This window comes from Ensifer sp. ENS11, from assembly GCF_014851895.1.
Lineage (GTDB): Bacteria > Pseudomonadota > Alphaproteobacteria > Rhizobiales > Rhizobiaceae > Ensifer > Ensifer canadensis.
Map to the genome: position 1 here is coordinate 153,219 of NZ_JACVAN010000003.1, position 26,265 is coordinate 179,483.

General features: G+C 61.7%; 23 protein-coding genes. 8 read left to right on the forward strand and 15 right to left on the reverse strand.

Annotation, left to right across the window (positions count from 1 at the left end; all coding sequences use genetic code 11):
- Positions 1-15: 15 nt before the first annotated feature.
- Positions 16-1,533 carry an aldehyde dehydrogenase (NADP(+)) gene (locus IB264_RS07815; RefSeq protein ID WP_057210038.1) on the reverse strand — a complete coding sequence of 506 codons (1,518 nt, stop codon included), beginning with the start codon at positions 1,531-1,533 and terminating at the stop codon, positions 16-18.
- Between the two features lie 144 nt (positions 1,534-1,677).
- On the opposite strand from IB264_RS07815, the gene IB264_RS07820 reads away from it, so the two are divergent.
- On the forward strand, positions 1,678-2,715 hold the full coding sequence (locus IB264_RS07820; RefSeq protein WP_057210036.1) for an Ldh family oxidoreductase: 1,038 nt from the start codon (positions 1,678-1,680) through the stop codon (positions 2,713-2,715).
- Positions 2,716-2,917: 202 nt separating this feature from the next.
- Here IB264_RS07820 and IB264_RS07825 read toward each other — a convergent pair whose 3' ends face one another.
- A complete protein-coding gene (locus IB264_RS07825; RefSeq protein ID WP_057225538.1) occupies positions 2,918-3,631 on the reverse strand; it encodes an NIPSNAP family protein in 714 nt (237 codons plus the stop codon).
- A gap of 158 nt (positions 3,632-3,789) precedes the next feature.
- Between IB264_RS07825 and IB264_RS07830 the strand changes: the two genes are divergently transcribed.
- Entirely contained in the window at positions 3,790-4,428 is a 639-nt protein-coding gene (locus tag IB264_RS07830) for a TetR/AcrR family transcriptional regulator (protein ID WP_057225540.1), read from the forward strand.
- A 168-nt stretch (positions 4,429-4,596) separates the two neighbouring features.
- Here IB264_RS07830 and IB264_RS07835 read toward each other — a convergent pair whose 3' ends face one another.
- Complete coding sequence (locus IB264_RS07835) at positions 4,597-5,559, reverse strand: dihydrodipicolinate synthase family protein (RefSeq protein ID WP_057210031.1); 963 nt, start codon at positions 5,557-5,559, stop codon at positions 4,597-4,599.
- A 124-nt stretch (positions 5,560-5,683) separates the two neighbouring features.
- Positions 5,684-6,388 (reverse strand): GntR family transcriptional regulator, encoded by a 705-nt coding sequence (locus IB264_RS07840; RefSeq protein WP_057210029.1) that lies wholly within the window; start codon positions 6,386-6,388, stop codon positions 5,684-5,686.
- Between the two features lie 589 nt (positions 6,389-6,977).
- On the opposite strand from IB264_RS07840, the gene IB264_RS07845 reads away from it, so the two are divergent.
- Positions 6,978-8,663 carry an arylsulfatase gene (locus IB264_RS07845; protein ID WP_192433253.1) on the forward strand — a complete coding sequence of 562 codons (1,686 nt, stop codon included), beginning with the start codon at positions 6,978-6,980 and terminating at the stop codon, positions 8,661-8,663.
- Between the two features lie 202 nt (positions 8,664-8,865).
- Here the strand turns inward: IB264_RS07845 and IB264_RS07850 are convergent, their stop codons facing one another.
- Complete coding sequence (locus tag IB264_RS07850) at positions 8,866-10,017, reverse strand: hypothetical protein (RefSeq protein WP_057225542.1); 1,152 nt, start codon at positions 10,015-10,017, stop codon at positions 8,866-8,868.
- Positions 10,018-10,462: 445 nt separating this feature from the next.
- Here IB264_RS07850 and IB264_RS07855 point away from each other — a divergent pair, with 445 nt between their 5' ends.
- Positions 10,463-11,113 carry a YceH family protein gene (locus IB264_RS07855; protein ID WP_057225544.1) on the forward strand — a complete coding sequence of 217 codons (651 nt, stop codon included), beginning with the start codon at positions 10,463-10,465 and terminating at the stop codon, positions 11,111-11,113.
- A 71-nt stretch (positions 11,114-11,184) separates the two neighbouring features.
- Here IB264_RS07855 and IB264_RS07860 read toward each other — a convergent pair whose 3' ends face one another.
- From IB264_RS07860 to IB264_RS07895, 8 genes are all read right to left on the reverse strand, one after another.
- Positions 11,185-11,346: a hypothetical protein gene (locus IB264_RS07860; protein ID WP_192433255.1), complete on the reverse strand. Its 162-nt coding sequence runs from the start codon at positions 11,344-11,346 to the stop codon at positions 11,185-11,187.
- A 511-nt stretch (positions 11,347-11,857) separates the two neighbouring features.
- A complete protein-coding gene (locus IB264_RS07865) occupies positions 11,858-12,706 on the reverse strand; it encodes a sugar phosphate isomerase/epimerase (RefSeq protein ID WP_057225546.1) in 849 nt (282 codons plus the stop codon).
- Positions 12,703-14,028 (reverse strand): DUF6005 family protein, encoded by a 1,326-nt coding sequence (locus tag IB264_RS07870; protein ID WP_057225548.1) that lies wholly within the window; start codon positions 14,026-14,028, stop codon positions 12,703-12,705. The genes IB264_RS07865 and IB264_RS07870 overlap by 4 nt, the downstream gene beginning before the upstream one ends.
- The gene (locus tag IB264_RS07875) at positions 14,025-15,305 is read right to left on the reverse strand and encodes an AMP-binding protein (RefSeq protein WP_192433257.1); all 1,281 of its coding nucleotides are present in this window, start codon (positions 15,303-15,305) and stop codon (positions 14,025-14,027) included. The genes IB264_RS07870 and IB264_RS07875 overlap by 4 nt, the downstream gene beginning before the upstream one ends.
- On the reverse strand, positions 15,302-17,044 hold the full coding sequence (locus tag IB264_RS07880) for an IucA/IucC family siderophore biosynthesis protein (RefSeq protein WP_192433259.1): 1,743 nt from the start codon (positions 17,042-17,044) through the stop codon (positions 15,302-15,304). Before IB264_RS07880 ends, IB264_RS07875 begins: the two co-directional genes overlap by 4 nt.
- Positions 17,028-18,812: an IucA/IucC family siderophore biosynthesis protein gene (locus tag IB264_RS07885; protein WP_057222783.1), complete on the reverse strand. Its 1,785-nt coding sequence runs from the start codon at positions 18,810-18,812 to the stop codon at positions 17,028-17,030. Before IB264_RS07885 ends, IB264_RS07880 begins: the two co-directional genes overlap by 17 nt.
- Before the next feature lie 606 nt (positions 18,813-19,418).
- A complete protein-coding gene (locus IB264_RS07890) occupies positions 19,419-20,249 on the reverse strand; it encodes a helix-turn-helix transcriptional regulator (RefSeq protein WP_025429425.1) in 831 nt (276 codons plus the stop codon).
- 7 nt (positions 20,250-20,256) lie between these two features.
- Positions 20,257-20,505, reverse strand: coding sequence for a DUF1127 domain-containing protein (locus tag IB264_RS07895; RefSeq protein ID WP_025429424.1), 249 nt, complete (start codon positions 20,503-20,505; stop codon positions 20,257-20,259).
- Between the two features lie 207 nt (positions 20,506-20,712).
- Here IB264_RS07895 and IB264_RS07900 point away from each other — a divergent pair, with 207 nt between their 5' ends.
- Positions 20,713-20,958, forward strand: a complete 246-nt coding sequence (locus tag IB264_RS07900) for a hypothetical protein (protein WP_025429423.1) — start codon at positions 20,713-20,715, stop codon at positions 20,956-20,958.
- Between the two features lie 28 nt (positions 20,959-20,986).
- Here IB264_RS07900 and IB264_RS07905 read toward each other — a convergent pair whose 3' ends face one another.
- Positions 20,987-21,430: a hypothetical protein gene (locus IB264_RS07905; protein WP_057210010.1), complete on the reverse strand. Its 444-nt coding sequence runs from the start codon at positions 21,428-21,430 to the stop codon at positions 20,987-20,989.
- 620 nt (positions 21,431-22,050) lie between these two features.
- Here IB264_RS07905 and IB264_RS07910 point away from each other — a divergent pair.
- A complete protein-coding gene (locus IB264_RS07910) occupies positions 22,051-22,845 on the forward strand; it encodes a hypothetical protein (protein WP_156612859.1) in 795 nt (264 codons plus the stop codon).
- A 114-nt stretch (positions 22,846-22,959) separates the two neighbouring features.
- Complete coding sequence (locus tag IB264_RS07915) at positions 22,960-23,658, forward strand: hypothetical protein (protein ID WP_128090563.1); 699 nt, start codon at positions 22,960-22,962, stop codon at positions 23,656-23,658.
- 31 nt (positions 23,659-23,689) lie between these two features.
- Here IB264_RS07915 and IB264_RS07920 read toward each other — a convergent pair whose 3' ends face one another.
- The gene (locus IB264_RS07920; RefSeq protein WP_025429421.1) at positions 23,690-25,165 is read right to left on the reverse strand and encodes an MFS transporter; all 1,476 of its coding nucleotides are present in this window, start codon (positions 25,163-25,165) and stop codon (positions 23,690-23,692) included.
- A 130-nt stretch (positions 25,166-25,295) separates the two neighbouring features.
- Between IB264_RS07920 and IB264_RS07925 the strand changes: the two genes are divergently transcribed.
- The gene (locus IB264_RS07925) at positions 25,296-26,201 is read left to right on the forward strand and encodes a LysR family transcriptional regulator (protein ID WP_025429420.1); all 906 of its coding nucleotides are present in this window, start codon (positions 25,296-25,298) and stop codon (positions 26,199-26,201) included.
- The last annotated feature ends 64 nt before the right edge of the window (positions 26,202-26,265 follow it).

Consider the following 26,265-nt stretch of genomic DNA (forward strand, 5'->3'; position numbering starts at 1 on the left):
GCGATCGGTCGCGGATCAGTTCAGGAAATCTTCCGGCAGCAGGGCTTCCGGCAGGTTCTGGTAGGAGACCGGACGCAGGAAGCGGCGGATCGACATGGTGCCGACGCTGGTCGCGCCAAAGTTCGTCGAGGCCGGATACGGCCCGCCATGCACCATGGAATCGACGACCTCGACACCGGTCGGGAAACCGTTGACGAGCAGGCGGCCCGCCTTGCGCTCAAGGATGGGGCGCAGGCGACGGGCCGGCTCGATGTCGCCGGCATCCATGTGCACGGTGACCGTCAGCTGTCCCTGGAGACCGCGCGCGAGCTGTTCCATCTCGGCTTCCGAATTTACCCGGACGACGAGGCCGAGCGGGCCGAAGACTTCCTCGCCGAGCGCATGGTCGGCCAGAAACTGGCTGCCGGTCGTCTCGAACAGGTTGGGCGACGCGGCGCGGTCCGACGAGCTGGTCTCGAGCAGCGGCTTGACGCTGTTGCGGGTGGTGAAACGCTCCTGGCCGTCGCGGTAGGCCTTGGCGATGCCATCGGTCAGCATGGTCTGCGGCGCCACCTTTGCGAGCGCATCGACGGCAGCGGCCGTGAAGCGGTCAGCATCGGATCCTTCGATCACCACCGCGATGCCGGGATTGGTGCAGAACTGGCCGGCACCCATGGTCAGCGAACCGGCCCAGCCCTGTCCAAGCGCCTCGGCACGTGCCTTCAAGGCTTCCGGCAGCAGGAACATCGGGTTGACCGAGCCGAGCTCGCCGAAGAACGGGATTGGTTCGGGGCGGGCGGCGCACAGATCGAAGAGCGCGCGTCCGCCGGCGAGCGAGCCGGTGAAGCCGACGGCCTTGATCAGCGGATGCTTGACGAGCGCGTGGCCGACGTCGCGGCTGCCGCCTTGGATCAGCGAAAAGACTCCCGGGTGAACGCCGCACTTGCGGATGGCGGCTTCGACGGCCTCAGCGACGATCTCGCCGGTGCCGGGATGGGCCGAATGACCCTTGACCACCACCGGGCAACCGGCAGCCAGCGCCGCTGCGGTATCGCCGCCTGCGGTGGAAAAGGCGAGCGGGAAGTTGGAGGCGCCAAAAACGGCGACCGGGCCGATCGGCCGCTGGATCAGCCGGATTTCCGGACGGGGCGCCGGCTGGCGCTCGGGGAGGGGCGCATCGACACGTCGGTCGAGGTAGTCGCCCGCCTCGATATGGTCGGCAAACAGTCTCAGCTGACCGGTGGTGCGGCCGCGTTCGCCCTGCAGCCGCGCTTCCGGCAGGCCGGTTTCCTGGCTGCCAATCGCGGTAATGGCTTCGGCCCGTGCCTCGATCTCGTCGGCGATGGCGCGCAGGAACGCTGCGCGTTCGGCCCGCGACGAATAGCCGTAGGTCCAGAACGCTTCTTCCGCCGCCTCGCAGGCGCGGTTCACCAGTTCGACCGTGCCGACCGCGAAGTCATGCGCCGGGCCGTGTGCCGGTGTCGAGGCGAAGGTGCCTGCGCCGTCGAGCCACTCGCCGGCGACGAGATGTTTTCCTTTGGGGGTGAAGACCATCTGCGGATCCTTTCTTGAGAACACCGGTGTCTTTCGGCATGAATAGCTGACAGCCGAATTGCACTCGGCGGTTCTTTGTATACTCTATGTATGCATAACTTCAACCGCCCACAACAGGGTCATACGCAGTCAGAAAGGTACAAGATGAGTGAGACCACCACCCTGACAATCGCCGCAGTTCAGGAGCGGGTCGAGGCGATCTTCCGCAAGGCCGGGCTCAATGCCGTCCAGGCCGGCGCCCTTGCGCGGGTGATCGTGGCAGGCGAACGCGACGCCTGCAAGTCGCATGGCATCTACCGTATCGAAGGCGCGCTACGCACCGTCAAGGCCGGTAAGGTAAAGCCGGACGCCACTCCCGAGCTTCTACCGCAGGAAGGCTCGGCGATCGTCAAGGTCAATGCCATGGGTGGTTTTGCCAATCCGGCCTTCGAGCTTGGCCTGCCTGTTCTGGCCGAGCGTGCCCGAACCCTGGGGCTTGCCGCCCTCGTCATCAATGACTGCACCCATTTCTCGGCGCTCTGGCCCGAGGCGGAAGGACTGACGGATATGGGCCTTGCCGGGCTCGTCATGTGCCCGAGCTATGCGACGGTCGCGCCGACCGGCGGCAACAAGCCGTTGCTCGGCACCAACCCGTTTGCCTTCGCCTGGCCGCGCGAAGGCCGTCCGCCCTATGTCTTCGACTTTGCGACCTCCGTTGCCGCACGCGGCGAGATCGAGCTGCACCGCCGTGCCGGCAAGCCGCTGCCGGAGGGCTGGGCGATCGACGCGTCGGGCAATCCGACGACCGATCCGGATGCCGCACTTGCTGGCGCCATGCTGCCGTTCGGTGGCCATAAGGGTTCGGCCATCGGCACGATGATCGAACTCCTGGCCGGCATCATGATCGGCGACCTGACTAGCCCGGAAGTGCTCGACTATCTCGGCACCACCACATTGGCGCCGTTCCATGGCGAACTGATCATCGCCTTCTCGCCGGAGGCATTTGCCGCCGGGCGTCCCGGCAATCCGTTCGACCGCGCCGAGGTCCTGTTTGACGCCATTCTCGGCCAGGGCGCGCGCCTGCCGTCTCAGCGCCGCTTCGCCGCCCGCGCAAAGTCTGAGGTCGATGGCATCACCCTGACGGCCGCCGAGATGGAGCAACTCGAGCGCCTGCACACACTTGGGCTCGATGCCGTGGCGTAAAATCCAGCCGGGGGCACTCAGCCCGCTTCTGGCACTCAGTAAAACGAAAGGTCATCCCGGAGAGCCTAGCCTTTCCCAAAATGTGGAACCAGGTTGCCCTGGTTCCACATTTTCAGAATCTGCCGGTAACGGGTTCATTGAACGGGCATCCGGTAACAAAGGCCGCGAGATCACCGAGAAGATGCGCCCCCAACGCAATGCGTCACGGCAGCAGGGATCGTGCCGTCGGCGTCAGCCGCAACACCTCGTTCTGCCGCCACGTTCGCCGCTCCATCTCCGAAACGACCTCCGTGATCCAGGTCTCGGAGTGCGCAAGTTCGGCAAGATGCGTCTCGTAGGCAGCCAGACTGGGGAAAGCGGAGAACCAGACGAAGACGGTCTCCCCTTCGCGCACAGGCAGCCTGGGGAAAGTGTTCGGGCTCTGCTCGGTGACCAATGCTGCCAACACCGTAGCCGAGGTTTGCTCCAGATATGGCCTGACAACGGCTTCAAAGAACACGGCAAACGCGTCGTCCGTGCGTGGTGCGAGATAACAGATCGTCGCAACCACAAGACCGCGCCGTACATCCGCCGCGCCAGAGGCGGCGCGCGTGACGCCCGACCGCGCAAAGCCGGTATCGGGCGATGCGGGCCGCAGGAGCAGAACGTTGTCCGAATTGATCATCGTTCCGTTCGCCTGCTCGCGGTGAGCTGCCCACACCGGGCCCGTATAGAACGAGTTCAATGCCGCTGCGCGGGACGGCATGTCGCGAAAGCCTCGCAGCCATACAAAGCTGTCGGGATCATCAAGGTCGCGGAATTGTCCCATCACGCTCATTCCCTGCGCTTCCTGGGGTTCGATGAACTCGCGATCGAACAGGTCGATCAGCGTCTCCCTGGTGTTCGGCCGAAGCCGATACCGCCGCAGTTCAACGATCGCGTTGGTCGGATCGTCCGTTAGCCGTCAGTGGTTCGCTCATTGTGAATACAGTCATGGCCACCTTTCCTCGGAACAGGACAATCGTCCTGTTTTGTAATACAGGACAGTTGTCCTGTTTTGTCAACCTGTTATAACCAGGAGGAAAGGAAGGACCCATGTCGGAACGACCTACCTCGTCGCATAGACGCATGAACGATCCCGAAGGACTAAGGCAGCGGCTTGTGGATGCTGCCTACGCTGCATTCTCGACCCGCGGCTACCATTCCAGTGCCCTCCACGACTTGAAGCGCGAGGCGGGCGTCACGGGTGGAGCGCTCGCCCATCATTTCCCCACCAAGAAGGCCCTTGGCCTCGCCGTTATTCAGGATCGGGTGGCGGAAGCCGTCGAGTTGACCTGGGTCACGCCAGTCAATCTTGCGACGACGACGGCCGACGGTATCCAAGCGGTGTTCGCAGCCATCATTTCCGAACTGGAGCGGAAAGGGGCAGTGTCGGGCTGTCCGTTGAACAATCTCGCTCTTGAACTGTCGCGCGAGGACGAAGATTTCCAGGCCGCGATCGAGGCGATCTTCATGCGTTGGAGGTCAGCCATCGCCGACAAGCTAAGGGGCGACCTCCGGGCGGCCCCCGTTCACGATTTCGATTCTGAGGCCATGGCAACCCTGGTCGTAGCAACCTATTCCGGTGCGATGGCGATGGCGAAAGCATCCCAGTCCGTGGCTCCCCTGAAGATCTGCGCCGCGCAGCTAACGTCGATCATTCGAAATCAGACGTTGCTGGGGCGCGAACCTTAAGGACGAACAGACGCTGGTTCTCGCTTCCTTCAGATTTTTAAACAAAAAGAACCCCCTAAGTCCTTGCGGTGTAGGGGGTTCAGCAGAAACGTCACCTAAAATTCCACACGTCAGCTAAGGACCCTCCCGACGGGAGGGCCTTCTTGCTAACGCGCGGTCAACCGATGATCAGCCCTTGTATGTCTGCACTGCGCCCGGGAGCTTGCTCCACGCGGCATACCAGCTGTTGAACAACTTGAACTGCGCTTCGACATAGCCGCGCTGGCTTTCCGACAGGGCGTCGGTCTCGTTGAAGTGCAGCGTGTATTCCTTGTCACCCTTCAGCACCATCATGTGCTTGAAGTAGAGAACCAGATCCGGGCCTTCGTCGAAGGAGGAAAGCACGGCGAGCGCCTGTTCCAGTTCCAGCGCGCGCAGGCGTGCATCGACGTCGCCTTCGGCGGCTGCCCGCGACAGGTTGCACATGTGGATGACTTCCTTCGGCAGCACGCAGCCGATGCCAGTGATGGCGCCGGTTGCGCCGCAGTTGACGAAGCCGTGGAACACAGCCGTGTCGACGCCGATCATCAGCGAGACGCCATCGTCACGGCTGGTGATGTTCTCGGCCGCATAGCGCATGTCGGCGGCGCCGCCGAATTCCTTGAAGCCGACGAGGTTCGGATGTTCGGCGCGCAGCGCGAAGAACAGGTCGGCGCGGGTGGCAAAGCCGTAGTAGGGGCTGTTGTAAATCACCGCCGGCAGGTCCGGGGCAGCCGAGAGGATGGCCTTGAAGTGGTTCTTCTGGGCGGCAACGACCGAGCCGCGCGAAAGCACGCGGGGGATAACCATCAGGCCCTGGGCGCCGACCTTCTGGGCGTGGGCCGCATGGGCGACGGCAGAAGCGGTATTGACGGCGCCGGTGCCGACGATAACCGGAATGCCGGCCTTGACCAGGCGCTCCACGCCTTCCATGCGCTGCGCGTCGGTCAAAAGCGGCCAGTCACCCATCGAACCGCAGTAGACGACTGCGGACATGCCCTGGGCGATCAGTTCCTTGCCTTTGCGCACCAGCGCATCGAAGTTGGGGCTGCGGTCGTCGTTGCACGGGGTCATCAGCGCAGGAATGACGCCGGAGAAAATCTTGGCCTTCATCTCAAACTCCTCAATTGGTCTGTCGAATGGGCTGAGGCCAACGTCATCACCGACGCCGATCTCAGCCTTCGACGGTGACAATATCCTGTTGTATTTTATTTGTCGACAAGAAATCGACAGAAGATTACAGCGCGATATCCAACCGCTCGTCGCGGGTGAAAAGCCGCTTGATCTGAGTGACGATCTGCTCGGCATGCACCTTGGCCAGCTGGTCGGCCGCTTCGACGTTGCGGGCGGCGATCACGGTGATCATGTCCTCGTGCTCGTCGACGAAGCGTTGCGGCAGCTGGTCACCATAGGACTGGTAATAGAGCCGCAGCATCCGCCGGCCTTCGTCGAGGAGCCGGTTGAAGAGGCCGCTGAAATAGGCGTTGCGGCCGGCCTCGGCGATGGCCGAATGAAAGGCGGCGTTGGTGGCGATCATCGCCAGCGCATCCTGGGCCTGCACCGCGGCTGCGAATTCAGCCTGCCGGGCGCGGATGATCTGCAGATCCTCCGGGCGATGATGCTGCGCCGCGAGCCGGGTGGTGACGCGGTACATCAGCACGAGCGCATCGAAGAACGTGTGCATGTTGAGGAAATCGATGCTTGAAACCATCGTCGACCGGTTCGGCAGCGTATCGATCAGGCCCTCGCCGGCCAGCCGCACCAGCGCTTCGCGGATCGGCGTGCGCGACATCTTGAAGCGTTCGGCGAGTTGGACCTCGTCGATCGGGCTGCCCGGCGGCAGGACCAGATCGAGGATTTCGTCACGCAGAAGGTCGTAGACCATCTTTACGCCGGAGCCGCGCTTGCGTTCGAGTGTGGGGTTGGAATCGGTATCGGTCATCTTTAGAATCCTTTTGTCGACACGATAAATACTTCCCCATGTCCGTGGGATCAACTCTGCATAGGCATTGGTTCGAGATCGCGAGGTTTCCCGAGCGTTGGCGTCGTTCGGTACCGGTCCTCTATTTTCGCGCGACGGATGGGTGAGATTGGCAACTTTGCGCCGGCAGTAAACGCTCGCTTCGCGTTGCGGTTTCAAAACTGGCGGAGGAAATGAAGATGTGCGATATTCGTGCCCAAGACGACTGCCACCCTGCGGCAGTTAGTAAAGCGTGACTAGCTGTTGACGCTTCGATGGCCGGTATGTCTGTCGCCGCCCTATGGCGAATTTTCAGAGCAGCATTCACCCTACCCAACATTTTCCGCTGAGACGGCGCTATGCCGCGCAATTTCACAAGCTCATCGTCCCGAATAAATGAGGAAGAGCACCCCTATGCTGTGAGAAGGGCATCCCCCACTACAGCGCCGCGCGTCGTATTAGACGCGCAAAGGTCGCTGTAACGCTTTGAATTGCTGCATGTTTTTATCCATAGATCGAATAGGATTTAAGAAAACACGCAGTAGGCCAAGTTAAACGGAGGGAATGAATTATGAGTGGCATGAGAAACCTTTATTTTGGTTTGCTGGCTTCCGTATTCGCGACCGCGCTGGCTGCGCCATCAGTTGCGCAGCAGCCGCAGCCAAAACCCAACATTCTTGTCATCATGGGAGATGATGTCGGCTGGTTCAATATCGGTGCCTATCACCGGGGAATAATGTCCGGGAAGACGCCCAGCCTCGACAAGCTGGCGGCAGAGGGCATGATGTTTACGGACTATTATGCCGAGGCAAGTTGCACTGCTGGACGGGCGAGTTTCATTACCGGTGAAATCCCGCTCCGAACGGGCCTGACGACGGTTGGCCAGGCGGGCGCAGACGTAGGAATGCCTGACAAGGCGGCAACCATAGCCGCCGCGCTGAAGACGGAGGGATACGCCACCGGCCAGTTCGGCAAGAACCATCTCGGCGATCTGAACAAGTTTCTGCCGACACTGCATGGGTTCGACGAGTTCTTCGGTTACCTCTATCACCTCGACGCGATGTCAGACCCCTATTGGTATTCGTTTCCGAACGAACAGTCGTACCGAGACAAGGTCGGGCCGCGCAATCTGGTCCACACCTTTGCTACCGATACGGACGACACATCCGAACAGCCGCGTTGGGGCAAGATCGGCAAGCAGAGGATCGTGGACGAGGGTCCCCTAGCGCCGTACCCTGACATGTCCAACGTTCCGAACATGCATGACATCATGCCCAAGGCCAAATACGACATGGGCTCCTTCGATGAAGTCCTGGTCAAGTCGTCGTGCGATTTCATGGACAAGGCAAAGACAGACGGCAAACCGTTCTTTGTCTGGCACAATACGACGCGAATGCACGTCTGGACTTTCCTGTCGCCAAAATACCAAGCGCTGATGAACAGCGACACCAACTATGGCCTCGAAGAAGCTGGCATGGCGCAGCTCGATGACAGCGTCGGCGCTCTCCTGAAATGCGTGCAAGATGCGGGTGAGACCGACAACACCATCGTCATTTTCACGACCGACAACGGCGCGGAGGTGTTTACCTGGCCCGACGGTGGCATGACCCCGTTCAAGGGCACCAAGGGTACGGTAATGGAGGGCGGGTTCCGCGCGCCGGCCATTATCCGTTGGCCGGGCAAGGTTAAGGCGGGAACGGTCGAGAACGGCATATTTTCTGCCTTGGATTGGTTCCCAACGCTGGTCGCGGCGGCGGGCAACAGCGAGATTACTGACCAGTTGCTCAAGGGCGCGAAGCTGGGCGACAAGACCTACAAGAACCACCTTGATGGCTACAACCAACTCGACCTGTTGACGGGCAAAGGACCATCCGCACGGCATGAATTCTTCTACTTCGGCGGCCCTTCTCTGGGGGCAGTTCGCATCGATGACTTCAAGTATCAGTTCTTCCAGCAGCCTCAGGGTTGGCCCGGTGCGAAGGTAACAACGGACATGCCCACCATGGTCAATATCCGTCAGGACCCATTCGAGCGGACGCCGTCGATTGGCAGTCAAAGCCTCAATGACCTCGGTGGGGGCTACATGAACGACTTCTATGCTCGCGAGTTCTGGCGTTTCGTCAGTGTTCAGCAGGAAGTCGGCAAACTTGCGCTCACCGCGATTGACTATCCGCCAATGCAGGTTCCGGCCTCCTTCAACCTGGATGCAGTGAAGAAACAGATCGATGCGGCGATCAAGAACAAGCCGGGGAACTAGTCGAACATGTCGAGACGAGGGTTGTTCGATTGACTGCCCTCATTCTCCCGGTCGGCCGAAATCAGCGGTGTGATATTCCAGCGGACATCCGCTGGAAACGACCGCTTTGCACCGGAAGTCGCGGTTGGGGGCGTTGCTCCATAAGACCGGAAAGAAGCGCGGCTGCCTGGGCCGCGCTAGAGGACATCGAGGATGTCGCGGGTCAAAGTGCCGGTATGTTAGCCTGCGAAAAACCCGCGAACGCCGCTGCCGGCAGCGGACCTGCGGTCATCAAGGTAAAATCGAACGGTGCGCGCACGTCCGGACCGAGCACATACTGGCGATGAACGCGCAGGAAGTTGCGCCTGATCCGCCTATAGCGGTCAGGCGACAGCATGTGCTTGACCTTGATATAGGCGATGGACGGCTGCCTTGCCTCAGGATGCCCCGACAGGGCGACGACACGCGTCTTGTAGAAATGGATCGCATCCGTCAGGCAATGGACCTCGAACCAGAAGATTTCCTTGGCGCGGGCAATTGCCCCGACGCGGGCCCGCAGGGCATGGGCCGGCGCCATCAGCGCGCATTGCAGGATCGCGCCGCCAAGTGTTACGAACACCACCCGTTTGCCTTCGATAACATCCGGCCGCCGCTCGATCAGCATGCCGATGACATGCGCGGCGACACTCGAACCCATGCTGTGCGAGCTGATAAGATACTCGTCGGCGTCCTCGCTGAACGCCTCGCAAGCGGCATCCACACAGCTTTCGAGCCAACGGTTGAAATCGGGCCGATCCAGTCGTGCCATGGCCACGGCCATTTCCCAGTCGGCAAACAGGTGCAGCGTATGGAACTTCGTGGCCAACGGCATCATGACCTGTCGCAGCAGGAGACCGGCCAGCGGTACGCTCCACAGCAGGTTCCAGCTCGAAAGGCTCAGCCAGTGGGGAATGAATGCAACGACTAGGGCCGCTGCCGTCATCAATCCGGCCAGCAGGAAGGGGAACAGGAAAAATAGGCCAAAGCGCCAGGCATGGCGAAAATAACCCCAAAGCCCACCGTTGAACGTTACGTTCAGCGCACTGGCAAATCCGCCGCCCAGCCGGCGTGTGAATGACTGGCGGCTCAAGGTATCGACGAGCACATCGTGATCGAAAACATGGATACGGCTTGAAGTCCGCCAGTCCGGTCCGGCACAGTCGACGTCGAAATGCGTCGCCGCGCCCGTGCTCACCAAGGGCCCGACATCGGACTTGAAGTCCCACACCTCGGCGCTCTGCCGCGCTGAACGGGCGTAACGCCGGCGGTGCGCCTCCGCGTCGAAGGGCTCAAAGCCCGGAAAATGCAGTACGACCCTCTTTTTCACACGGGACATGGGAGGCTTCTGTGATGATGGTTTCGACGGTCGCCGCCAAGCGACGCGGCGGCGATCCCGATTGGGTGACCGCTGGGCATCTGGCGACGTAAGGCGAGGGAGGGCAGGAGGCGGAATCAGCTTGAAATTGACCGGCACCGTATCGATGCGAACTGCGGCGCAATCGTGATCGATCGGGTGGCCAGCGTCGGGCTCGGTGAAATAAAATCAAGGCGACGGTTAGGATCGAGCGAGTTACCTTCAGTCGCTTGCTGCCGGGGATATTCGGACTTGGAAACCGGAAAGCAACTTGGCCTTGGCCGTGCAACGGTCTATCGAGGGGTGCCGTTCGGCCGGCCGGGGATTTCGGGGCTTTCTGCCAAAGACGGGCGGAAAATCCGGGTAGATCAATCCGGTCGGAGAACCCCGGGCTGCCGTTGAACTCGTTGCCGAGAAGAGTGAGCTTATGAACACCAATCCAGACACCGATTTTCCCGAACTCAATGCGATCGAAGCCCGTGTTCTTGGCTGCCTGATCGAGAAGAAGGAAACGACGCCTGACGTCTATCCGCTGACACTCAACTCCCTCCACTCCGCCGCCAACCAGAAGACGGCGCGCGACCCGGTGATGGCGTTGGAACAGGTGGACGTGCATCGTGCGCTCAATTCGCTCGCCCAGAAGGGGTTGGTCCGGCAGGCCTTTGCATCGCGCGTCGAGCGTTATGAACATCAGGCCGCCAACCGCTTTTCGCTGACCTCGCCGCAAATCGTCGTGCTCGGCCTGCTTTTGCTGCGCGGCCCGCAGACAGCCTACGAGCTCTGGTCTCGCAGCGAACGCATGGCGCGGTTCCAGTCGGTCGAGGATCTCAAGGATAACCTCGATCTGATGATCGGGCGTCGGCCTCCGCTGACCGTGCAGCTCAACCGCGGCGCCGGCCAGCGCGAAGACCGGTTTGCGCATCTTTTGTGTGGCGAGGTCGACCTGACGGTCGCCGCCGCGCCGAGCATGCCGTCCTTCACTACGTCAGGCCTGTCCGAGCTGGAACAGCGCGTGCAGACGCTGGAAGAGACTGTGGCGTTGCTCCAGGCTGAAATTGCCGCGCTCAAGGGCCACTGACGGTCGCTGCGAAAAGACAACCTTGATGCTCGTGAATTGGAGGCCGGCTGCCATGGCGACCGGCCTCATGTTTACTTTCCGGCCGACGCCGCAGCCGTCCTTGCGGTCTCCGCTTCGCCAATGGCGGCAGCGCATTCCTCGCAGCAGACTTCTACCGTCTTGCCGCCGAGCTTGACCTTGATGCTGTCCTGATCGAGTTCGCAGTCGCAGGCCGCGCAGGTTTTCTGGCTCATCGTCTTCGTCTCCTCTTGGTCGTGATTTCGACCATCAGAGAAGACCATCTGCATGGCAGCGCCGCTGTCAGATTCTTTAGCGATCGATGCGACCGTTGGCTGGTGGCAAGGCGGTACGTCAGGCGCACACGCCGCGGCCGTACGTGTCTTCCGTATCCTTGCCGGCGCCGCTATGTTTGGAGAAGGGCATGTTTTCTGCCCGCCCTGGGGGTGTTGAAACAGTGCGGCAGTTTCCCAAGCGCCCGTGTCGCGCGGCGAAAAATAGCCCCATAAAAGTTGATTGATTTTCGGCTGCAAGATCGCCAGAGTAGCGAGGTAGAGCACAGCTCGTCCGCTTCAAGTCAAAAATGAGCAAAGCCGCGAACGAGGTAGTATTTCGGTGCTCCGAAACTATATTGATTGTCATTTGCAAGACGAAAACAAAAACAAAAAATGGGCCCCGGCATGTACAGCCGGGGCCATTTTTTTATGGGCTTGCGTCGGCAAGGGTCGATGATGCCGCTAAACGCGATCACGAAAAGTTGACTGTCCGCCGTATGGGTTCACGCCCCTCGATCACGCCGCGAACCTGCCTGCGATCGCGACGCAGCACATCGAGGCAATCATTGCCGAACCATTCCAGCGATGCGTCGTGCTGTCCGTCGCCCGCGATCTCCAGGAGAAAGCCGGTATAATCGACCGTGCCTTCGAACAACGGCGTCATTCCGTCGCGACGGCCGGCCGCGGCATAGACGTTTGCCGGTTCGAAGACCGAGAGGTCCGACCGGTCGCGGATGTTCTTCAGATGGTAATGGCGGATGTGCGGTATCATCTGGCGGTGCACGGCGATTGGATCGTCGCCGCCCTCCCAGACGTGGAGCGTATCGAAATTGATCGCGAAGGCGGGTTGGTCGACCTCCGCAATGAGACGCAATGTCGAGGCCGCAGTATCGGCCAGCGTCTTCGGATGTGTCTCCGCCAGCAGTTGAATGCCGTAGCTGGCAGTGATCGCGCATATCTCTCTCAGCCGCTCCACGATGCGCTGCCGCTCTTCGTGGGAGACGGAGAGACTGCCGCAATTGCCGGCGAAGGTACGGATTTTGCGGGTTCTCCAGCGGCGGGCGAGCCTGCAGAGCTCGACAGTCTTGTGCCGCAGCGTCTCCGTATCGCCGTCGAGCGGCAGATAGTCGCTGATCATCGGCACATTCAGCCCGAAAGTATCGAGCCAATCGGCATTGCGGTCGGGCTGCTGCGCCAGGTTGCGTGCATGCGCACCCCAGAGCTCGATCCCCTGAAAATCGTTGGATTGCGCCCAAGCGGCGATTTCGCCGAGGGAAATCAGATGATGGCGAAACGTGATCGTGCACAGCGATATGTTCATCGCGCAACCCTTTTCAGCATGGGCCTCTCCAGCATGGGAATGTCGGCGGCAATGTTCTGTTCACACCAGAGATCGAAGATCTCGGCGAGCTTGCCTTTCAGTTTCGTCTCGATCCGGTCGGCTTCTGCCAGCCGCTCGAACACCGGAGTGGCCAAGGCGCGGTCGCCGGTCTGGCTCAGCTTCATGCAATCGTAGTGCAGCGCCTTCAGCGCCTGGACGAGCGCCTCGATCTCTTCGCACCAGCCTTCGAACTCGGCCGCCGGCAGCTTCAGCGCCCGCCAGAAGAACGCAAAGCCATGCTCGTAGGCGTATTTGCGGATGGTGATGACGGGCAGTTCGCGCACGGCGTCCGTGAGGTCGGAGAGGTCGATGCCGCCGCGTCCGTCGATATGAGCCGTGACGATCATGCGAACGGTGTCGGCCAGCGGATTGCTGTCTCTGATAAAGCAGGCCTCGAAATAGGCCTTGAGGTCTTCGGCTGCCGGTGGCCGAGCCTCTGCATTGTCGAAGACATAGCCGCCGCCGACGGTCGGCTGCATCACCGCATGGATCACCTTGTCCCGCGCGATCTCGCCTTCCCAACGGTAGTCGGGATCATGCACGAACCACGTATCGGGGTCGGCGGTTTCCTGCAGCATGAGGTAGTGCGGGAAGGGGTTCTGGTTGAACTTGTTCTCGCGCTCCGGCAGGTGGAACATGTCGAGCATGACCATGACGGAGCCGGTATCTGCGCGCCGTTTGACGAGGTCGAGCATCACGGTGAGATTTTCGCTCTTGCTGATGTCAGGGTCGTACCACTCGTAAACGGTGACGCCGTATAGCCGCTGAAACCAGCTGCGGAAGAATTCCTGGCTGATCTCGGGTGCATGATAGAGAAGCTGGAAGCGGTCGCTGAGCCCAAATTTCGCGTCCCAGACACCGAAATAGAACGGTCGGTGATCCAGGCCCTTTCGCTTCAGCCCGTCGCAGACGCAACTGACGAAGCAGTGCACCTTGATGTCGTAATAGGCCTCGCCATGCACGCCTTCGTCTGTCGTACCGCCGGTTAATGGAAACGATGGGACGACCGTCTCGATCGACTTCGGCTCATAGAGCGCGGCGAGATCGGCGACCGTCTGGACATCCTGGCGGGCGATCGCCTCTTCCGGAACACTCAGCCCGTATTCCAGCTCCAAATTGAGAAAGATCTGCAGGATCAGGACGGAATCGAGATAGAGGTCCTCGTTGAGGCGAGCTTCCGGGCCAAAGCCGTCGAGATGCGGATGCATCATGTGTTCGCTGAGGACTTTGTGGATTGCTTCCAGGGTTTTGTTGCTGGTCATGACGCGGCTCCCGCGATCGACTTGGTGAACTCGCCGGCGGCGTGGCGGGCGGCAACCTCGCGGCGGCTGATCTTGCCGTTGGCCTGGCGCGGGATGGTGTCGACCTGGCGGATGTCCATCGGTAGCTGATGGCTGGCGAGGTGCAGGCTGCACCATTCGCGGATCGCCTGCGGCGCGATGGTTTGACTGGCGCTGAACAGCAGCGCGACACGCTCCCCGGCAAAGCGGTCGCCCATGCGGAAGGCTACGGCGTCGCTGACTTCAGCCATCGCCATTGCCGCGTCCTCGACATCCCGGGGATAGACGTTGAGACCGGAGACATTGATCATGTCGTCCATGCGCGACACGAAGACCAGCATGCCGTCATCGCGGCGATAGCCGAGATCGCGGGTGTGGATGGCAATGCCGTCGTCCTTGGTCACGACGATTTCGTCGGCATTTTCGGCGTTGCTGCCGGTTTGCGGCAGAAGATGCGGCAGCACGAACCCCATGTCGCCGGCGTTGGTGACATCCGGATTGATGGCGATGCATCCGGCTTCGGAGCAGCCATATTGCTGGAACATATGCCGGCTCCTGGCCCTGATCTGCGCAAACCAGGGATCCGGCAGCAGCGTGCCCGAAGTCATCGTCGCATGGATCTGCTCGCCCTCGGGCAGCAGCCGGGCAAGCGTGTGCAGGATGGCCGGCGACGAATAGAGCAGCGGCCGCTCGATCTCGCGAAGAACCTTCATGAGATATTTCGGATTGGCGGTGTTGACGATAACCGGCGTCTGGCCGCGCTTGAGCGCCACCAGGATGCCGCAGATCAGGCCATAGGAATGGGTCGTCGGGCAGGCGATGACCGGGGTCATGTCCTCCGGCGCGCGGAAGATGCCAATATAGCTTTCGATCTCGGCGTCGATATCCTCCCAGCTACGCGCCACGCATTTTGGTGCACCTGTCGTGCCCGAGCTCATCTGGAGAAGCGTTCCGACCGGCAAGGCGTTCTGCGACCGTTCCAGTACCTCCGCCGTCGGGCTGTTGTAGAACAGTCGGTCGCAGCCCGCGCCGATCGCAAGCTTGCGCGCGGCGGCATAGGGCGTGCCCGGATGGATCGGCAACACGCTGGCGCCGGCCTTGCGGATGGCGAAGAATAGCGCCAGCCAGTCGATGGTTTCGGCAAAGCAGACCCCGTAGCGTCCGTCGTCGCGGTCCTTCAGGCCGATCTGCCCGGCCAGGCGTGCGGATGTTTCGTCGAAATAGGCGCGATCATAGAGCCTGTCGTCGATACGGATCATGGCTTTCTCCTTTGTTGAAGCCTGTCCGCGGCCAAGGCATTGGGCACCACGTGGTGGTACTCGGGCTTGCGGGCGAAGAGCTTCCTCGTCATCAGGGATTCGGTGAGAATTTCGGGGCCGTCGTGGCCGAGCTGCGCCTGCCGGCCCGCCGTGGCATGCCTATGCGGATAGGCTGACAGCAGGCTTTCGACCCGCTGCCAGAACAGCGGTTCGCGAAGATCGTAGCAATGGTCGAGAAGATGGCTGACCTCGCTCAGATTGTAGACGAACAGAGTGTCCATCACCAGTTCGCGCAGCGAATCCAGATTGTCCGTCCAGTAGAACTGGTCCAGCTCGGCGTCCCGGTAGAGCGGATGCAGGGATGGAAAATCGGGCGCCTTTTCCGGTTCGCGCAGAAAGCCCTGCGAGAATTCGATGCTTTCGTGGAAGTCCCGCAGGATCAACCGTACCGGCCATCCGTCGCGGTGCACGAGCAGCATGTTCTGGCCATGCGCCTCGACGGCGATACCGTGATGGACGAGCAGATGCCAGACCGGCAGGACGGCGACTTCGAGCAACCGGTTGATCCATGGCATCAGGCCGAAGCGCCGGATCCAGTCGTCGGCAAAGGGCCGCCTGTCTGTCTCCATCATCATCAACGCGGTGAAGGGAACGACGGCTTCTCCGGTTTCAAGCATTGCCTGCGCGCTCTGGCGCCAGATCGCGCCCACTTGTCCGGCCAGCGGCTCGTCCGCATCGGCGATGATCCCGGCATATTCCTGCAGTATGGTGAGCGGGTATTGTTCGCTGAACAGCGGATCCGAAGCGACGATCTCGCCGATCCAGCTTGAGATAACCGGCGCGGTGCAGACCGAATGCGGCTCCAGGATGCGCCGCGAGGACGTGTTGACGATGTTGAGCGGTAGCTTGACGCTTGCCGCGTGCGGTCGGTCCTGGTTGAGCAACGAGCGTACCGACTGGGTCGCCGTGTAGCGGTCGCCCGCCGGGCCGAGGCAATGGGCATCGCCGTCTGCGATCCAGCCGGCAAGCAGCGTTTCGCTCAGGTTGCGCCATTGCCACGGATGCAGCGGCACGAGCCCGAAATCCTCAGTGCAGTCACCGAGCTGCTGTTGCATGCCCTGAAGATGCGCCCAGGTTTCCCCGCCAAGTTCGGTCCGCCAGAATGCCTCTTCTGTGTCGGGCAGCGCCTGGCGCAGATGCTTGCGCGCGACGAGCAGCCAGACGAGCTGAAACGACTGGCCGGCCTCCGGGCCGAAGAGGGCATGGTCCGCCTGGGAGAAGCCGGTGCGGGCCTTATAGCAGGGGTGGTAGGGATGCCCCTCGTCGATTGCACCTTCGAGCTCGGCGAAGGACATCTCCCGTCGGGGACGGGCGATAAGATGGCGGTCGTTCCACTCGGAAAAGGCGACCGTCTGCTTCATCTCGTTCAGCAGCTTGCCGCGGGTGATGCCGCTGCCGGGCAGGGCCGAAACCATAACCGAGAGCGACGCCTCGCCCCAGCTGCCGTCGCTTTCCCGCATCTGCACCGATCCCGGCAATGGCCGGATTCGCCCGAATGCACCGAGGATGGCATCGCACCGAAAGTCGCGGCCGCCGAGCGTCCAACGAAAATGCGTTGCACCATCGCCGCCGCCCTCGCTCTGGCGCGCTTGGATGACGCCTTCGAACAGAAGGGCGGCGGCAAGCTGGCGAAGCACCCGGTCGTCGGGGCGTCCCCGGAGATCAAGAGGCAATGGCATGGCTGGTCCTCAGGGTCGTCAGCGCCGCGGGTGCCCGCAAAGGGTTTGGAACGGGGCGATAAAGGACCGGCGCGTGGTCGGATTGCAGTTCGTCGACATTGAACAGCCGGGTGGTCAGGTTGGCCTTCGACGCGATCGTCGGCAGGTCCAGCACATGCCGGGCGAAATCCCGTCCGGCGCCGGTCATGCCGAGCGCGCATTGCTCCAGGTGGTTCCGGAGCATCCTGAGAAGCGTGCCTTCGTCGCACAATCCGTCGTGGCCCATGCGGCTGATGACCGAGAACACCTGATTGACGATGAGGTAATAGGCGAAGCGGTCGCGGATCTCGCTTTCGGGAAAATAGAGCGACGGGATCGTCTCGGTTTCCGGGACGAGACTTGCCAGCAGGCCACGATAACGTTCGGAGAGATAAAAACCCTGGTTGTCGCGGTAGTAGCTGACCGACGGGTAACCGGCGCCGATGTCGAGCAGGCTATTTTGCTGATGCGCTTCAAGCGCGACGCCATAGTCTTCGTAAAGCCGGATCAGCGGTTCTACGGCGCATTCGAGATACCGTTGGAACCAGATTATGCAGGTGTCGGCGAGAGGCTCTCCGTCCCTTGCGGCGAGCGTGCGCAGGAGTTTTTCGAGCCTCGACGGTGTTTGCGCAAGCGGGTCGGCCGTCAGCGCGGCCACGGTTATGACGCCCTGTCCGTTGCCGCGCGCGAAGGGGTTTTCGCGCAGGATGACCTCGAAGCCGCTCTCGCTGTGACCCGGCAAATCGAGCGTGATATAGGCCGGGTCCTGGATGATCCTGAAGTTCGCCGCGCGTTTAGCCAGGCCGATCCGGTCGACGAGCTTGGCCATGGCGACACCGGCCTCCAGCTCCTGCCTTCGGTTCAGGCGCACGGAATTGGTGATGCGCACCGGCAGCGAAAACTTGAGCATCCAGTCTTCAGCAGCACCATAGACCGTGCGGACGGACGACGTTGCGCTGAAGAGAGAACCGGTTGGGCCGAGGTGACGCAGGATGCCGGCCCGCTGCATCGCCTGAATACCGGGATCGAGAAGCAGGGCTTCCGCCTGCAACGGGTGCATCGGCAGCAGGCATTCGTCACCGGCAAGGCCCAGCCATTCCGCGTCAAGTCCTGACAGCGAGCGGATGATATCCGGTGCCTGTATCGAGCGGGAGGATGCGTGACTGACGTGGTCCGCCTTCGCAGCGAAATAATGCAGCTTGAACTGGCCGCGCAGTTCCGGCGCATAGCTTTCCTGCTGCCAATAGGTCATGCCCTGCCGGCTCTTCGGCGTGGGGTGCAGCCAGTGCCCGAAGACAAGTGACTGCTCGGCCTCGAGAAAATCGTTGGCGTCTTCCTGACGCGGTTGCGCCCTGTCGACGTAGAGGGCGGTCTGCTGATAGCTTTCGAGCACCCGGATCAGAAGCTCGAGCTCGAAGCCGCGCAACGCATCTGTCTGACCGGCGTCGTCCTGACGGTAGGCGGCCTGGACCAGCATATGGAGCGCAGACATCAGCTCGATCGGACGCCACGACGGATCGGAGACGTTGCGCCCCCAGGCCCTGCCGAAGTGAAGCGGGCCGCACAGCGACGATGAGGTGACCTCGACGCGCAGGATCATTTGCTGGCGGGGAAGCGACCATTCGATGCTGTCGCAGGATCCGCTGGCGGTCCGGTGCATGACCGGCACGCCGGGATTGACCTCCCTGAGGTAGCAGTTGGCGAAGCTTTGAAATGTCGCAGTTTCTGCGATTTGCCTAGACGATTTCATGTCTGTCGATCCTCGGCACGCGACATGCAAAGTCGCGCAATCGCGTCGCGTGGGAGGCGCAACGCATTGAGTTTTCGTAGTGAACGGGCTCAGGTCGGCGTGATATGCATCACGCACGGTCTGCCAGCCGCCCGAGGAGGCGGATGGGATTGGCGCAGGATATGGCGGGCTGACAGCCGGGCGCCACATGAGGTTGGCCCAGGCGGGCGCGATTGACGACGTCCGTTTGAACGGTTGGTGCGGACGGAAGCGATGTGTGTCGGCGACGCCGCGTGCCAGGTCGTGAACGTCAATGCATCGGTCGCCATCGCTCCAGGAAGAAACGAACCTGTGCGGTCACGTTTTTCCTCGAACGGCGGACGTCCGTTGCGGCATTCCGGTGAGCTCATCTTCCACCCGTCTCGGCTTCGGCGCGGTGCTTCAGCAGGCGCTTTCATACAAAGACGACCGGCTCCCGATTTTTTTTCACCGATCCGGAATTTTTTTATGATTATTTTTGTCCAGTTAAATCCGAGCCCGGCCCCAAGGTGGATCGGTGCCGGGTCGCACGTCGCAATCGCCCGGCGGGGCGTGGCGACACGGCCCTCCGGCAGGCAATTTTGGATATTAGCGCAGATGCAGGGCGCGCTGGAATTCGGCGGGCGTGCGCCCATAGGCCTGTTTGAAGGACGCACTGAAATGGCTGTGGCTGGAAAAGCCGAGGTCGAGGCCGAGTGCCGTCAGGTCATGGCAGGAGCCGAGCAGGTCCAGCGCTCGCGCAAGCCGCAGCCGCAACTGATAGCGATAGAGCGGCATGGCTTCGACCTGCTGGAAAACCTGGGTGAGATAAACAGGTGACACGCCGACCTCCGTTGCCACCTCGGCCAATGTCCAGCGGCGGGCGAGATCGGTCGAAAGAACCAGCTTGGCCCGATCGACCAGCTTTTCGCGCCCATAGGTCGTAGCAGCGCTATGCGACGTCCTCTCGCCGAGCGAACGCCGGATCAATGTCAGCGTCAGGGTCTCGGCTTCGAGCGTTTCGGCAATCCCGCGGCGAAGGCTGTAACGCAACAGCGCGACAAGCGCCTGCGCTCGTGGATCGATCCGCCGGCGCGGTCTTTTGAACGCGGCAAGCGCCCCCGACCGCAATTGCTCCTTCGGCGCGAGTTCGCAGAGGATGGCTTCGTCCACTTGCACGTCGAGGCATGCATCGCCGCCTTCGATCGGATGACTGACGCGATAGTCTTCGCTGCGGTTGAAGAAGATCACCTGATTGGATTCAGCCACCGTATCGGCCTTGCCCACATGCCGCATGAACACGCCGCGATAGGGATAGACGAGGCTTGTGCGGTGGGAGCATTCCTCGCCGCTTTTCCCGCGACACGCGCCATCGCAGACCACGTCCCGCAGCGAGGCGGTCGAGGTGTCGAGAAGCGTCTGGCACGAAAACTGGGACATTGCGGTCCTATTCGTCGCGTTTGTAGAAATCGTTATAGGCGGCCCCGCGCGACAGGCCAATATCCTTCAGCTGATGATCGGAAAGCGCAAGCAGATCCAGGCGCCCGCGCTGCGTCTCCATCCAGCGGGATACCCGCGCAAGCAGCCGCCGGGAAAAGCCATGTGTTTCGAGTGCCGTCGAAAATCGGTCTCGTGGGCCGATCAGGCGAGGGGAGACATAGATCAGGTTGTCATGGGATGAAGCTGTGTCCGCCATCGGATCATCTCCTGTCATTCGTTTCCGATGATGGCAGGATGACGCGTCGTGGCCGCCGCCGCTGTCAGATTATTTAGCAATCGATGGGGGCTCGCCTTGGCATTTGGCGACCGGCGTCTCGAAATACCAAGGTCGCTGCAAGGATAGGACCTTGGTCGCTTTGCAGGCCCTTGCCGCGGCGCTATTCTTCGCCCCGGAGGATCGGTCATGACTAAAATCGCTGTGCCGCTCGTCAGTCATGGACACCCGGATCGGGAGCCGGATTGCGAGAGCGCGGTTGAAGGTGCCTTCCTGGAACTGGTCGACCGTGCGGAGGCCGCGGGTTGGACTTCCGACGAAATTGCGGACTGTCTCGTCAACCTGTCGCACAAGCATCGCACGACGCTTAACGAGGACCTCCACATTCTCGAAGAGATGGCATCCTCGCAGCTGCTCTCGAGAAAACGTCACTAACACCCGTCGTCTTTAAGCATCCATGGCTTCAGGCAGACACGAATTTTCCGTCGTAGCGCACGCGGAAATTGCGGCGTTGGGCATCTTCCTGGAAGCAAAGGAACACGAGTTCGAGATCGTTCGCGCTGCTGCGTCGTCCAAGCAGGCTGAGCGTGATCACAATCACGCCACCATAGGCCCGCGTCAGGTCGATGGCGGCTCTTCGAATTTCATTGGTGCCGACGTCGTCCCGGCCTTCACGCCGTTCGTAAACCTGCCAGAAACGTGCCGCCTCCCAGGCCGAACGCAGTGCTTCGGTTATCTGATCCTTGAACTCATCTGCCGACCTGCCCTTGCTCCATGAAACGGTCTGCTCGGTGTGATCGCCAAAGATGTCGAGATAGCCGTCATAGTCGTCCGGATCGGAAAAACATTGCTCGATCATCCCGAATGCCACGTCATCGGAAACCGCTGCCTTGAAGTATATCGTCATCGAATCGCCAACCCTGCCTTGAGCGCCTATGTTGTCAAAGCGTCGGCGGCGTATCTAGTCCCCCCGCGCGTCTGATCGGTGCTGCGCCAACGATTATCATTTCGCCGCAGTGACTTGAGCACGATTGATGCCGCGCCTCCTGACAGCCTATCCTTTGAAGAAGTCGAGAATTCCGGGAGTTGGGTGATCACCAAGCCGCAACGGTGTCGGCTGATCGCATCGCGCACGTCGAGCGATTTCATTTATATGAGTATTGCCTTATATTAATGGGGCGTGCTATTCTCGATTTCATTCTTGACTGGCGCAACCAACATTCTCATTTCGCTCTATGACGCACGATCTCAACGATCGTGCCCGCAGAGCCATTCGTTTCGATACTCCTATTTGCAGCATAGAAATTTGTTCAGTCCGGCGCAGCACGGAGATGCAAGGCAGGATCGGGTGAGATCCCTCCGCTCTTAACCTCCGGCGCACAAACGGTCGGAAGGAGGTGCTTTTCATTGCTGGGCACGGCATTTCCACGCGAAGTGTTTTGGCGTTCAATGGTCTTCGTCTGGCTGTTGATTGGGCTGATGGCCCCGGCCGTAGCGGCTCGCGCATCACAGCCGGAAGGCGCGGAGATGCAATTTTTCGTGGTTCGCAGCGGCCAGACCGGGTGCGAGCCGACCTGCCCGGAGTGGATATCGGCCGAGGGCACGATCGTTGACGAAACCCCGGCGCTCTTCAAGAAACTGCTCACGTCCATCGGCACCCGTCGCCTGCCGATCGTCGTAACGTCGCCCGGCGGAGATGTCGATGCTGCGCTTGCGATCGGGCGGATGATCAGAACGCGAAAACTTGAAGCGGCGGTCGGTAAGACCCGCTTCATCGGTTGTCAGCCGGAGCAACAGGATTGCCGTGACAATGACGGCAAGGGCGCGCGCCATATCGGCATCGCCTATTCTGGCGAAGCCTATTGCAACTCGGCCTGCCCGCTGATGCTTGCTGGCGGCACCGGACGCGTTGTCGGCGAGTGGGCGTTCCTGGGCGTGCACCAGATCACCACAACCTACGTCCAGATCGAGACGCAGTATCGGGCGAAGTATCGCGTCGTGAACGGCAAGAAGAAGATAACCAGCAAGACGGTCGTCAGTCGCAGGAATGTCGGCGGCTACAAGACCTATGAAATGAACAAGGCGACCGAGCGCAAGCTGGCGGCCTATCTCGCGGAAATGGGTGTCGGTCGTGCCGTCATCGATCTGATGAAGATCACGCCCGCCGCCGACATTCGCAAGATCGAGCCCGTTGCGATGCTGGAGATGAAGCTGACGACGAAGTTGGGCGGGGTCGAACTGCTGACGTCGGTCGAGGCTTGCAGGACGGTGCCGGCGGCCGCCAATTGCCGGGTATTCGTGATGTCGGACCTTGAGCGTTAGACCCGCGGATCGTGGCTGGAGATCAGGATGTCTGTATGGAGTCCGCCTGACGACACGAGGTTGTCCCGCCTGAGGCGGGCGGCGCTGCTGATTTGTCTCGCGGCCACCTCAAGCATGTTGATCCCACAGTCGGCAAAAACGGCAGAGCAGCAGATGCGGTTCGTCGTCGTGCGCTCGAACCAGGCCGATTGCGAGCCGACATGCACGGAATGGATATCCGCCGAGGGCATGATCGGCCCGAAAACACCGACTTTGCTGAAGGCGACGTTAAGGACGCTCGGTGGCCGCAAGCTGCCATTGGTCCTTGCATCGCCTGGTGGTGACATGGCCGCTGCCATGGCGATCGGCCGCCTCGTCCGCAGGAATGGGCTGAGTGTGGCTGTCGGCAGGACCGTTTTTGCCGGATGCCAGCCGGATCAGGAGGGGTGTACGGCAAACGATAACAGAGGGGCAGACTATGTCGGCGCGGCGGTTTCGCGTGGACGCTGCGCGCAGGCATGCACTCTGGTTCTGGCGGCCGGCGTGCGACGGCTCGCCGGAGATGGAACGGCGATCGAGGCTATTCCGATCGTCGCTGCAAGCGAGGCCGGCACCAAAAAGCTGGCGGCGTATTACGGCGAAATGGGCGTGCGATACCAGGTCCTGGTCGATGGCCCGCGCAACGAGGACGGTAATCTCGGTCGCTGGCAACTGTTCAAGGCGCTTCTGGTGACGAGCACGCTCGCGGTCGATCAACTGGTCGATGCGCAGATTTGCCGGGGCACGCCTGCGCCCAACAATTGCCGGGTATTCACCACGATGGATCTGGAATAGAAGCCGGCAAGGCGCTGGACTTTCACCACCGTCAGCGCTCCCGTGCGTCGTTCGGCAACGCCAAGCGAGCCACGAGCACGCGACCCGCAAGAGCGATGACGACCGCCAGGAGAATGAGGCCCGCCGCGACAGCGAAGGTGACCCGCATGCCTGACGCGACGGCCTCGGTTGGTGCCGTGGCGATGTCGGATGCCGCCGATGCCAAGGCGAAGACGGCGCCCATGACGGATGCGCCGGTGACGAGCCCCAGGTTGCGCGACAGGTTGAGCATGCCCGAGATGACGCCGCGGCGATCCGGCGGCACGTCCGCCATGACGGCGGTGTTGTTGGCCGCCTGGAAGAGAGCATAGCCGGCGGTGACGACGACGATGGGCGCGAGGTAGCCCGGGATGGCGAATGTTGCCGGCAGGATGGAGAGTGCTGCGGCGCCGGCCGCGATTGCCGCAAGTCCGGCCATCATCACCGGTCGCGCGCCGAACCGGTCGACGAAGCGGCCCGCCGGTATGCCGCTCAATGCCGCCACCACCGGACCGACCGACATCACCAGCCCAATCGCTGCCGGATCGAGGCCAAGGGCGCGCGTGAGATAGAAGGGACCGACAACCAAAGTCGTCATCATCACCGTCGAGACCAGCGCATTGCTGATCAGGCTCGTGCTCAAGGCCGGATCGCCAAACATCGCCAAGTGTATCAACGGGGATGCGACCTTCGTTTCGACCATTGCAAAAGCCGCGACGCCCAGGGCCACGGCCAGCAGCAGAACGATATTGAGCGGGCCGAATTGGCCGCGGCCGATGGTCATGGCAAGCGCGTAGGCCGCCAGCGTCAATGCCAGCACGACGGTGCCTGGCACATCGAAGCGGGCAGGGGTGGGCGTCGTCCCTTGGCGGTCGGCAGGCAGATGGCGATGCGCAAGCACATATGTGAGGAAACCGAGCGGCACATTGACGAGGAAAAGTGCGCGCCAGCCGAAGCCGGTGATCAGCGCGCCGCCGAGCGATGGCCCGAGCGCAGTGCCGATCGCGGACATCATTCCGAGCAGCCCCATGGCGCTGCCGGTGCGTGCCTTCGGCACCGTCTCGGCGACGAAAGCCATGGTCAGTGCCATCATGATTGCCGCGCCGAGCCCCTGCGCCGCGCGGGCGGTTATCAGCAGCCAGAGCGTCGGGGCGAAGCCGCTTAGGCCCGAGGCAAGCGTAAAGAATGCGACGCCACCGAGCAGCAGTCGGCGTCGGCCGACGATGTCGCCGAGCCGGCCGACGCCGACGATCAACGCGGTGATGGCGAGCAGATAGGCAAGCACCACCCATTGCACGTCCTGGAACGGCGCATCAAAGGTGCTGGCCAGCGTCGGCAGGCCGACATTGGCGATGCTGGTGCCAAGCGCCGACAACAACATGGAGAGCGACAGGCTGGCCAGCGCCCATCGGACCGAACGCGTCCGTCCAATGGCTCCGACATTTGGCTCGGCGGGTACTGCAATATCGCGCTTCAAGACAAGCTCCATCTGTTGGCAATCTCCGAAATGGAGCTGCCAGAAGCCTAGGCGTCTGCGTGACATGGCGGAAGGCGCATGATTTGCACTTTATTCATGCATCAGGCGCCACATCCCGATCAAACTGCGCTATACCAAGCGAATGTCGAAACCCGATCTCAATCTGCTGGTCACCCTCGATGTTCTGCTTGCGGAAGGCAGCGTCGCGCGCGCCGCCGAGCGTCTGCGGCTCAGCCCTTCGGCGATGAGCCGGGCGCTTGCTCGGCTCAGGGCGGTGACGGGCGATCCGATTCTGGTGCGCGCCGGGCGCGGCCTCGTTCCGACACCGCGGGCACTGGAACTGCGCGAGCGTGTCGGTCAACTCGTCGATGAAGCCGAAGCGGTCCTGCGCCCGGCCGAAATGCTCGAGGTCGGCCAGCTCACGCGCACCTTCACGATTAGGACGAGTGAGGGGTTCGTGGAGAATTTCGGTCCGGACCTTCTCAGGCGCATCGGCGATGAAGCGCCCGGCGTCCGCCTGCGCTTTCTGCCAAAGCCGAACAAGGAAAGCGGCGCGTTGCGCGACGGCAGCGTCGATCTGGAAACCGGTGTGATCGGGCCTGCGACCGGCCCCGAAGTGCAAACGCAGGCGCTGTTCCGGGATCGCTTCATCGGTGTCGTGCGCCGGGAGCACCCCTTGAGCCTCGGCCCGCTGACCGCAGCCGGCTATGCCGGCGGCCGGCATGTGCTCGTCTCCCGGCGTGGTCTCGACAGGGGGCCGATCGACGACGCCCTGGAAAAGCTTGGGCTCAAGCGACAGATCGTCACCACGGTCGGGGGCTTCTCGGCGGCGCTCGCACTTGCGCGCGGATCGGACCTTATCGCCAGCGTCCCTGAACGGCATACGGGAAACCTGCGCGCCGGCATGCACAGTTTCCCTCTGCCAGTTCCGGTGCCTGAGGTTACCGTCTCAATGCTCTGGCACCCGCGGCTTGATGCCGATCCGGCGCACCGTTGGCTCCGTGCCTGCGTTCGCGAGGTCTGCCTGGCCCAGCTTGCCGATCGGTAAACAACTGCGTTGGGATCACAGGACTTTCAAAGTGGCCTATCGGCAAGCCGCGCCTCCCCAACAT

Bases quoted from the DNA above. Each gene is read 5' to 3' on its own strand.
- IB264_RS07875 (WP_192433257.1), bottom strand. From the start codon at position 15,305: ATGATCCGTATCGACGACAGGCTCTATGATCGCGCCTATTTCGACGAA.
- IB264_RS07855 (WP_057225544.1), top strand. From the start codon at position 10,463: ATGAACACCAATCCAGACACCGATTTTCCCGAACTCAATGCGATCGAA.
- IB264_RS07910 (WP_156612859.1), top strand. From the start codon at position 22,051: ATGCAATTTTTCGTGGTTCGCAGCGGCCAGACCGGGTGCGAGCCGACC.
- IB264_RS07900 (WP_025429423.1), top strand. From the start codon at position 20,713: ATGACTAAAATCGCTGTGCCGCTCGTCAGTCATGGACACCCGGATCGG.
- IB264_RS07905 (WP_057210010.1), bottom strand. From the start codon at position 21,430: ATGACGATATACTTCAAGGCAGCGGTTTCCGATGACGTGGCATTCGGG.
- IB264_RS07925 (WP_025429420.1), top strand. From the start codon at position 25,296: ATGTCGAAACCCGATCTCAATCTGCTGGTCACCCTCGATGTTCTGCTT.
- IB264_RS07915 (WP_128090563.1), top strand. From the start codon at position 22,960: ATGTTGATCCCACAGTCGGCAAAAACGGCAGAGCAGCAGATGCGGTTC.
- IB264_RS07890 (WP_025429425.1), bottom strand. From the start codon at position 20,249: ATGTCCCAGTTTTCGTGCCAGACGCTTCTCGACACCTCGACCGCCTCG.
- IB264_RS07870 (WP_057225548.1), bottom strand. From the start codon at position 14,028: ATGACCAGCAACAAAACCCTGGAAGCAATCCACAAAGTCCTCAGCGAA.
- IB264_RS07895 (WP_025429424.1), bottom strand. From the start codon at position 20,505: ATGGCGGACACAGCTTCATCCCATGACAACCTGATCTATGTCTCCCCT.
- IB264_RS07815 (WP_057210038.1), bottom strand. From the start codon at position 1,533: ATGGTCTTCACCCCCAAAGGAAAACATCTCGTCGCCGGCGAGTGGCTC.
- IB264_RS07820 (WP_057210036.1), top strand. From the start codon at position 1,678: ATGAGTGAGACCACCACCCTGACAATCGCCGCAGTTCAGGAGCGGGTC.
- IB264_RS07885 (WP_057222783.1), bottom strand. From the start codon at position 18,812: ATGAAATCGTCTAGGCAAATCGCAGAAACTGCGACATTTCAAAGCTTC.
- IB264_RS07830 (WP_057225540.1), top strand. From the start codon at position 3,790: ATGTCGGAACGACCTACCTCGTCGCATAGACGCATGAACGATCCCGAA.
- IB264_RS07845 (WP_192433253.1), top strand. From the start codon at position 6,978: ATGAGTGGCATGAGAAACCTTTATTTTGGTTTGCTGGCTTCCGTATTC.
- IB264_RS07835 (WP_057210031.1), bottom strand. From the start codon at position 5,559: ATGAAGGCCAAGATTTTCTCCGGCGTCATTCCTGCGCTGATGACCCCG.
- IB264_RS07850 (WP_057225542.1), bottom strand. From the start codon at position 10,017: ATGTCCCGTGTGAAAAAGAGGGTCGTACTGCATTTTCCGGGCTTTGAG.
- IB264_RS07860 (WP_192433255.1), bottom strand. From the start codon at position 11,346: ATGAGCCAGAAAACCTGCGCGGCCTGCGACTGCGAACTCGATCAGGAC.
- IB264_RS07920 (WP_025429421.1), bottom strand. From the start codon at position 25,165: ATGGAGCTTGTCTTGAAGCGCGATATTGCAGTACCCGCCGAGCCAAAT.
- IB264_RS07840 (WP_057210029.1), bottom strand. From the start codon at position 6,388: ATGACCGATACCGATTCCAACCCCACACTCGAACGCAAGCGCGGCTCC.
- IB264_RS07865 (WP_057225546.1), bottom strand. From the start codon at position 12,706: ATGAACATATCGCTGTGCACGATCACGTTTCGCCATCATCTGATTTCC.
- IB264_RS07880 (WP_192433259.1), bottom strand. From the start codon at position 17,044: ATGCCATTGCCTCTTGATCTCCGGGGACGCCCCGACGACCGGGTGCTT.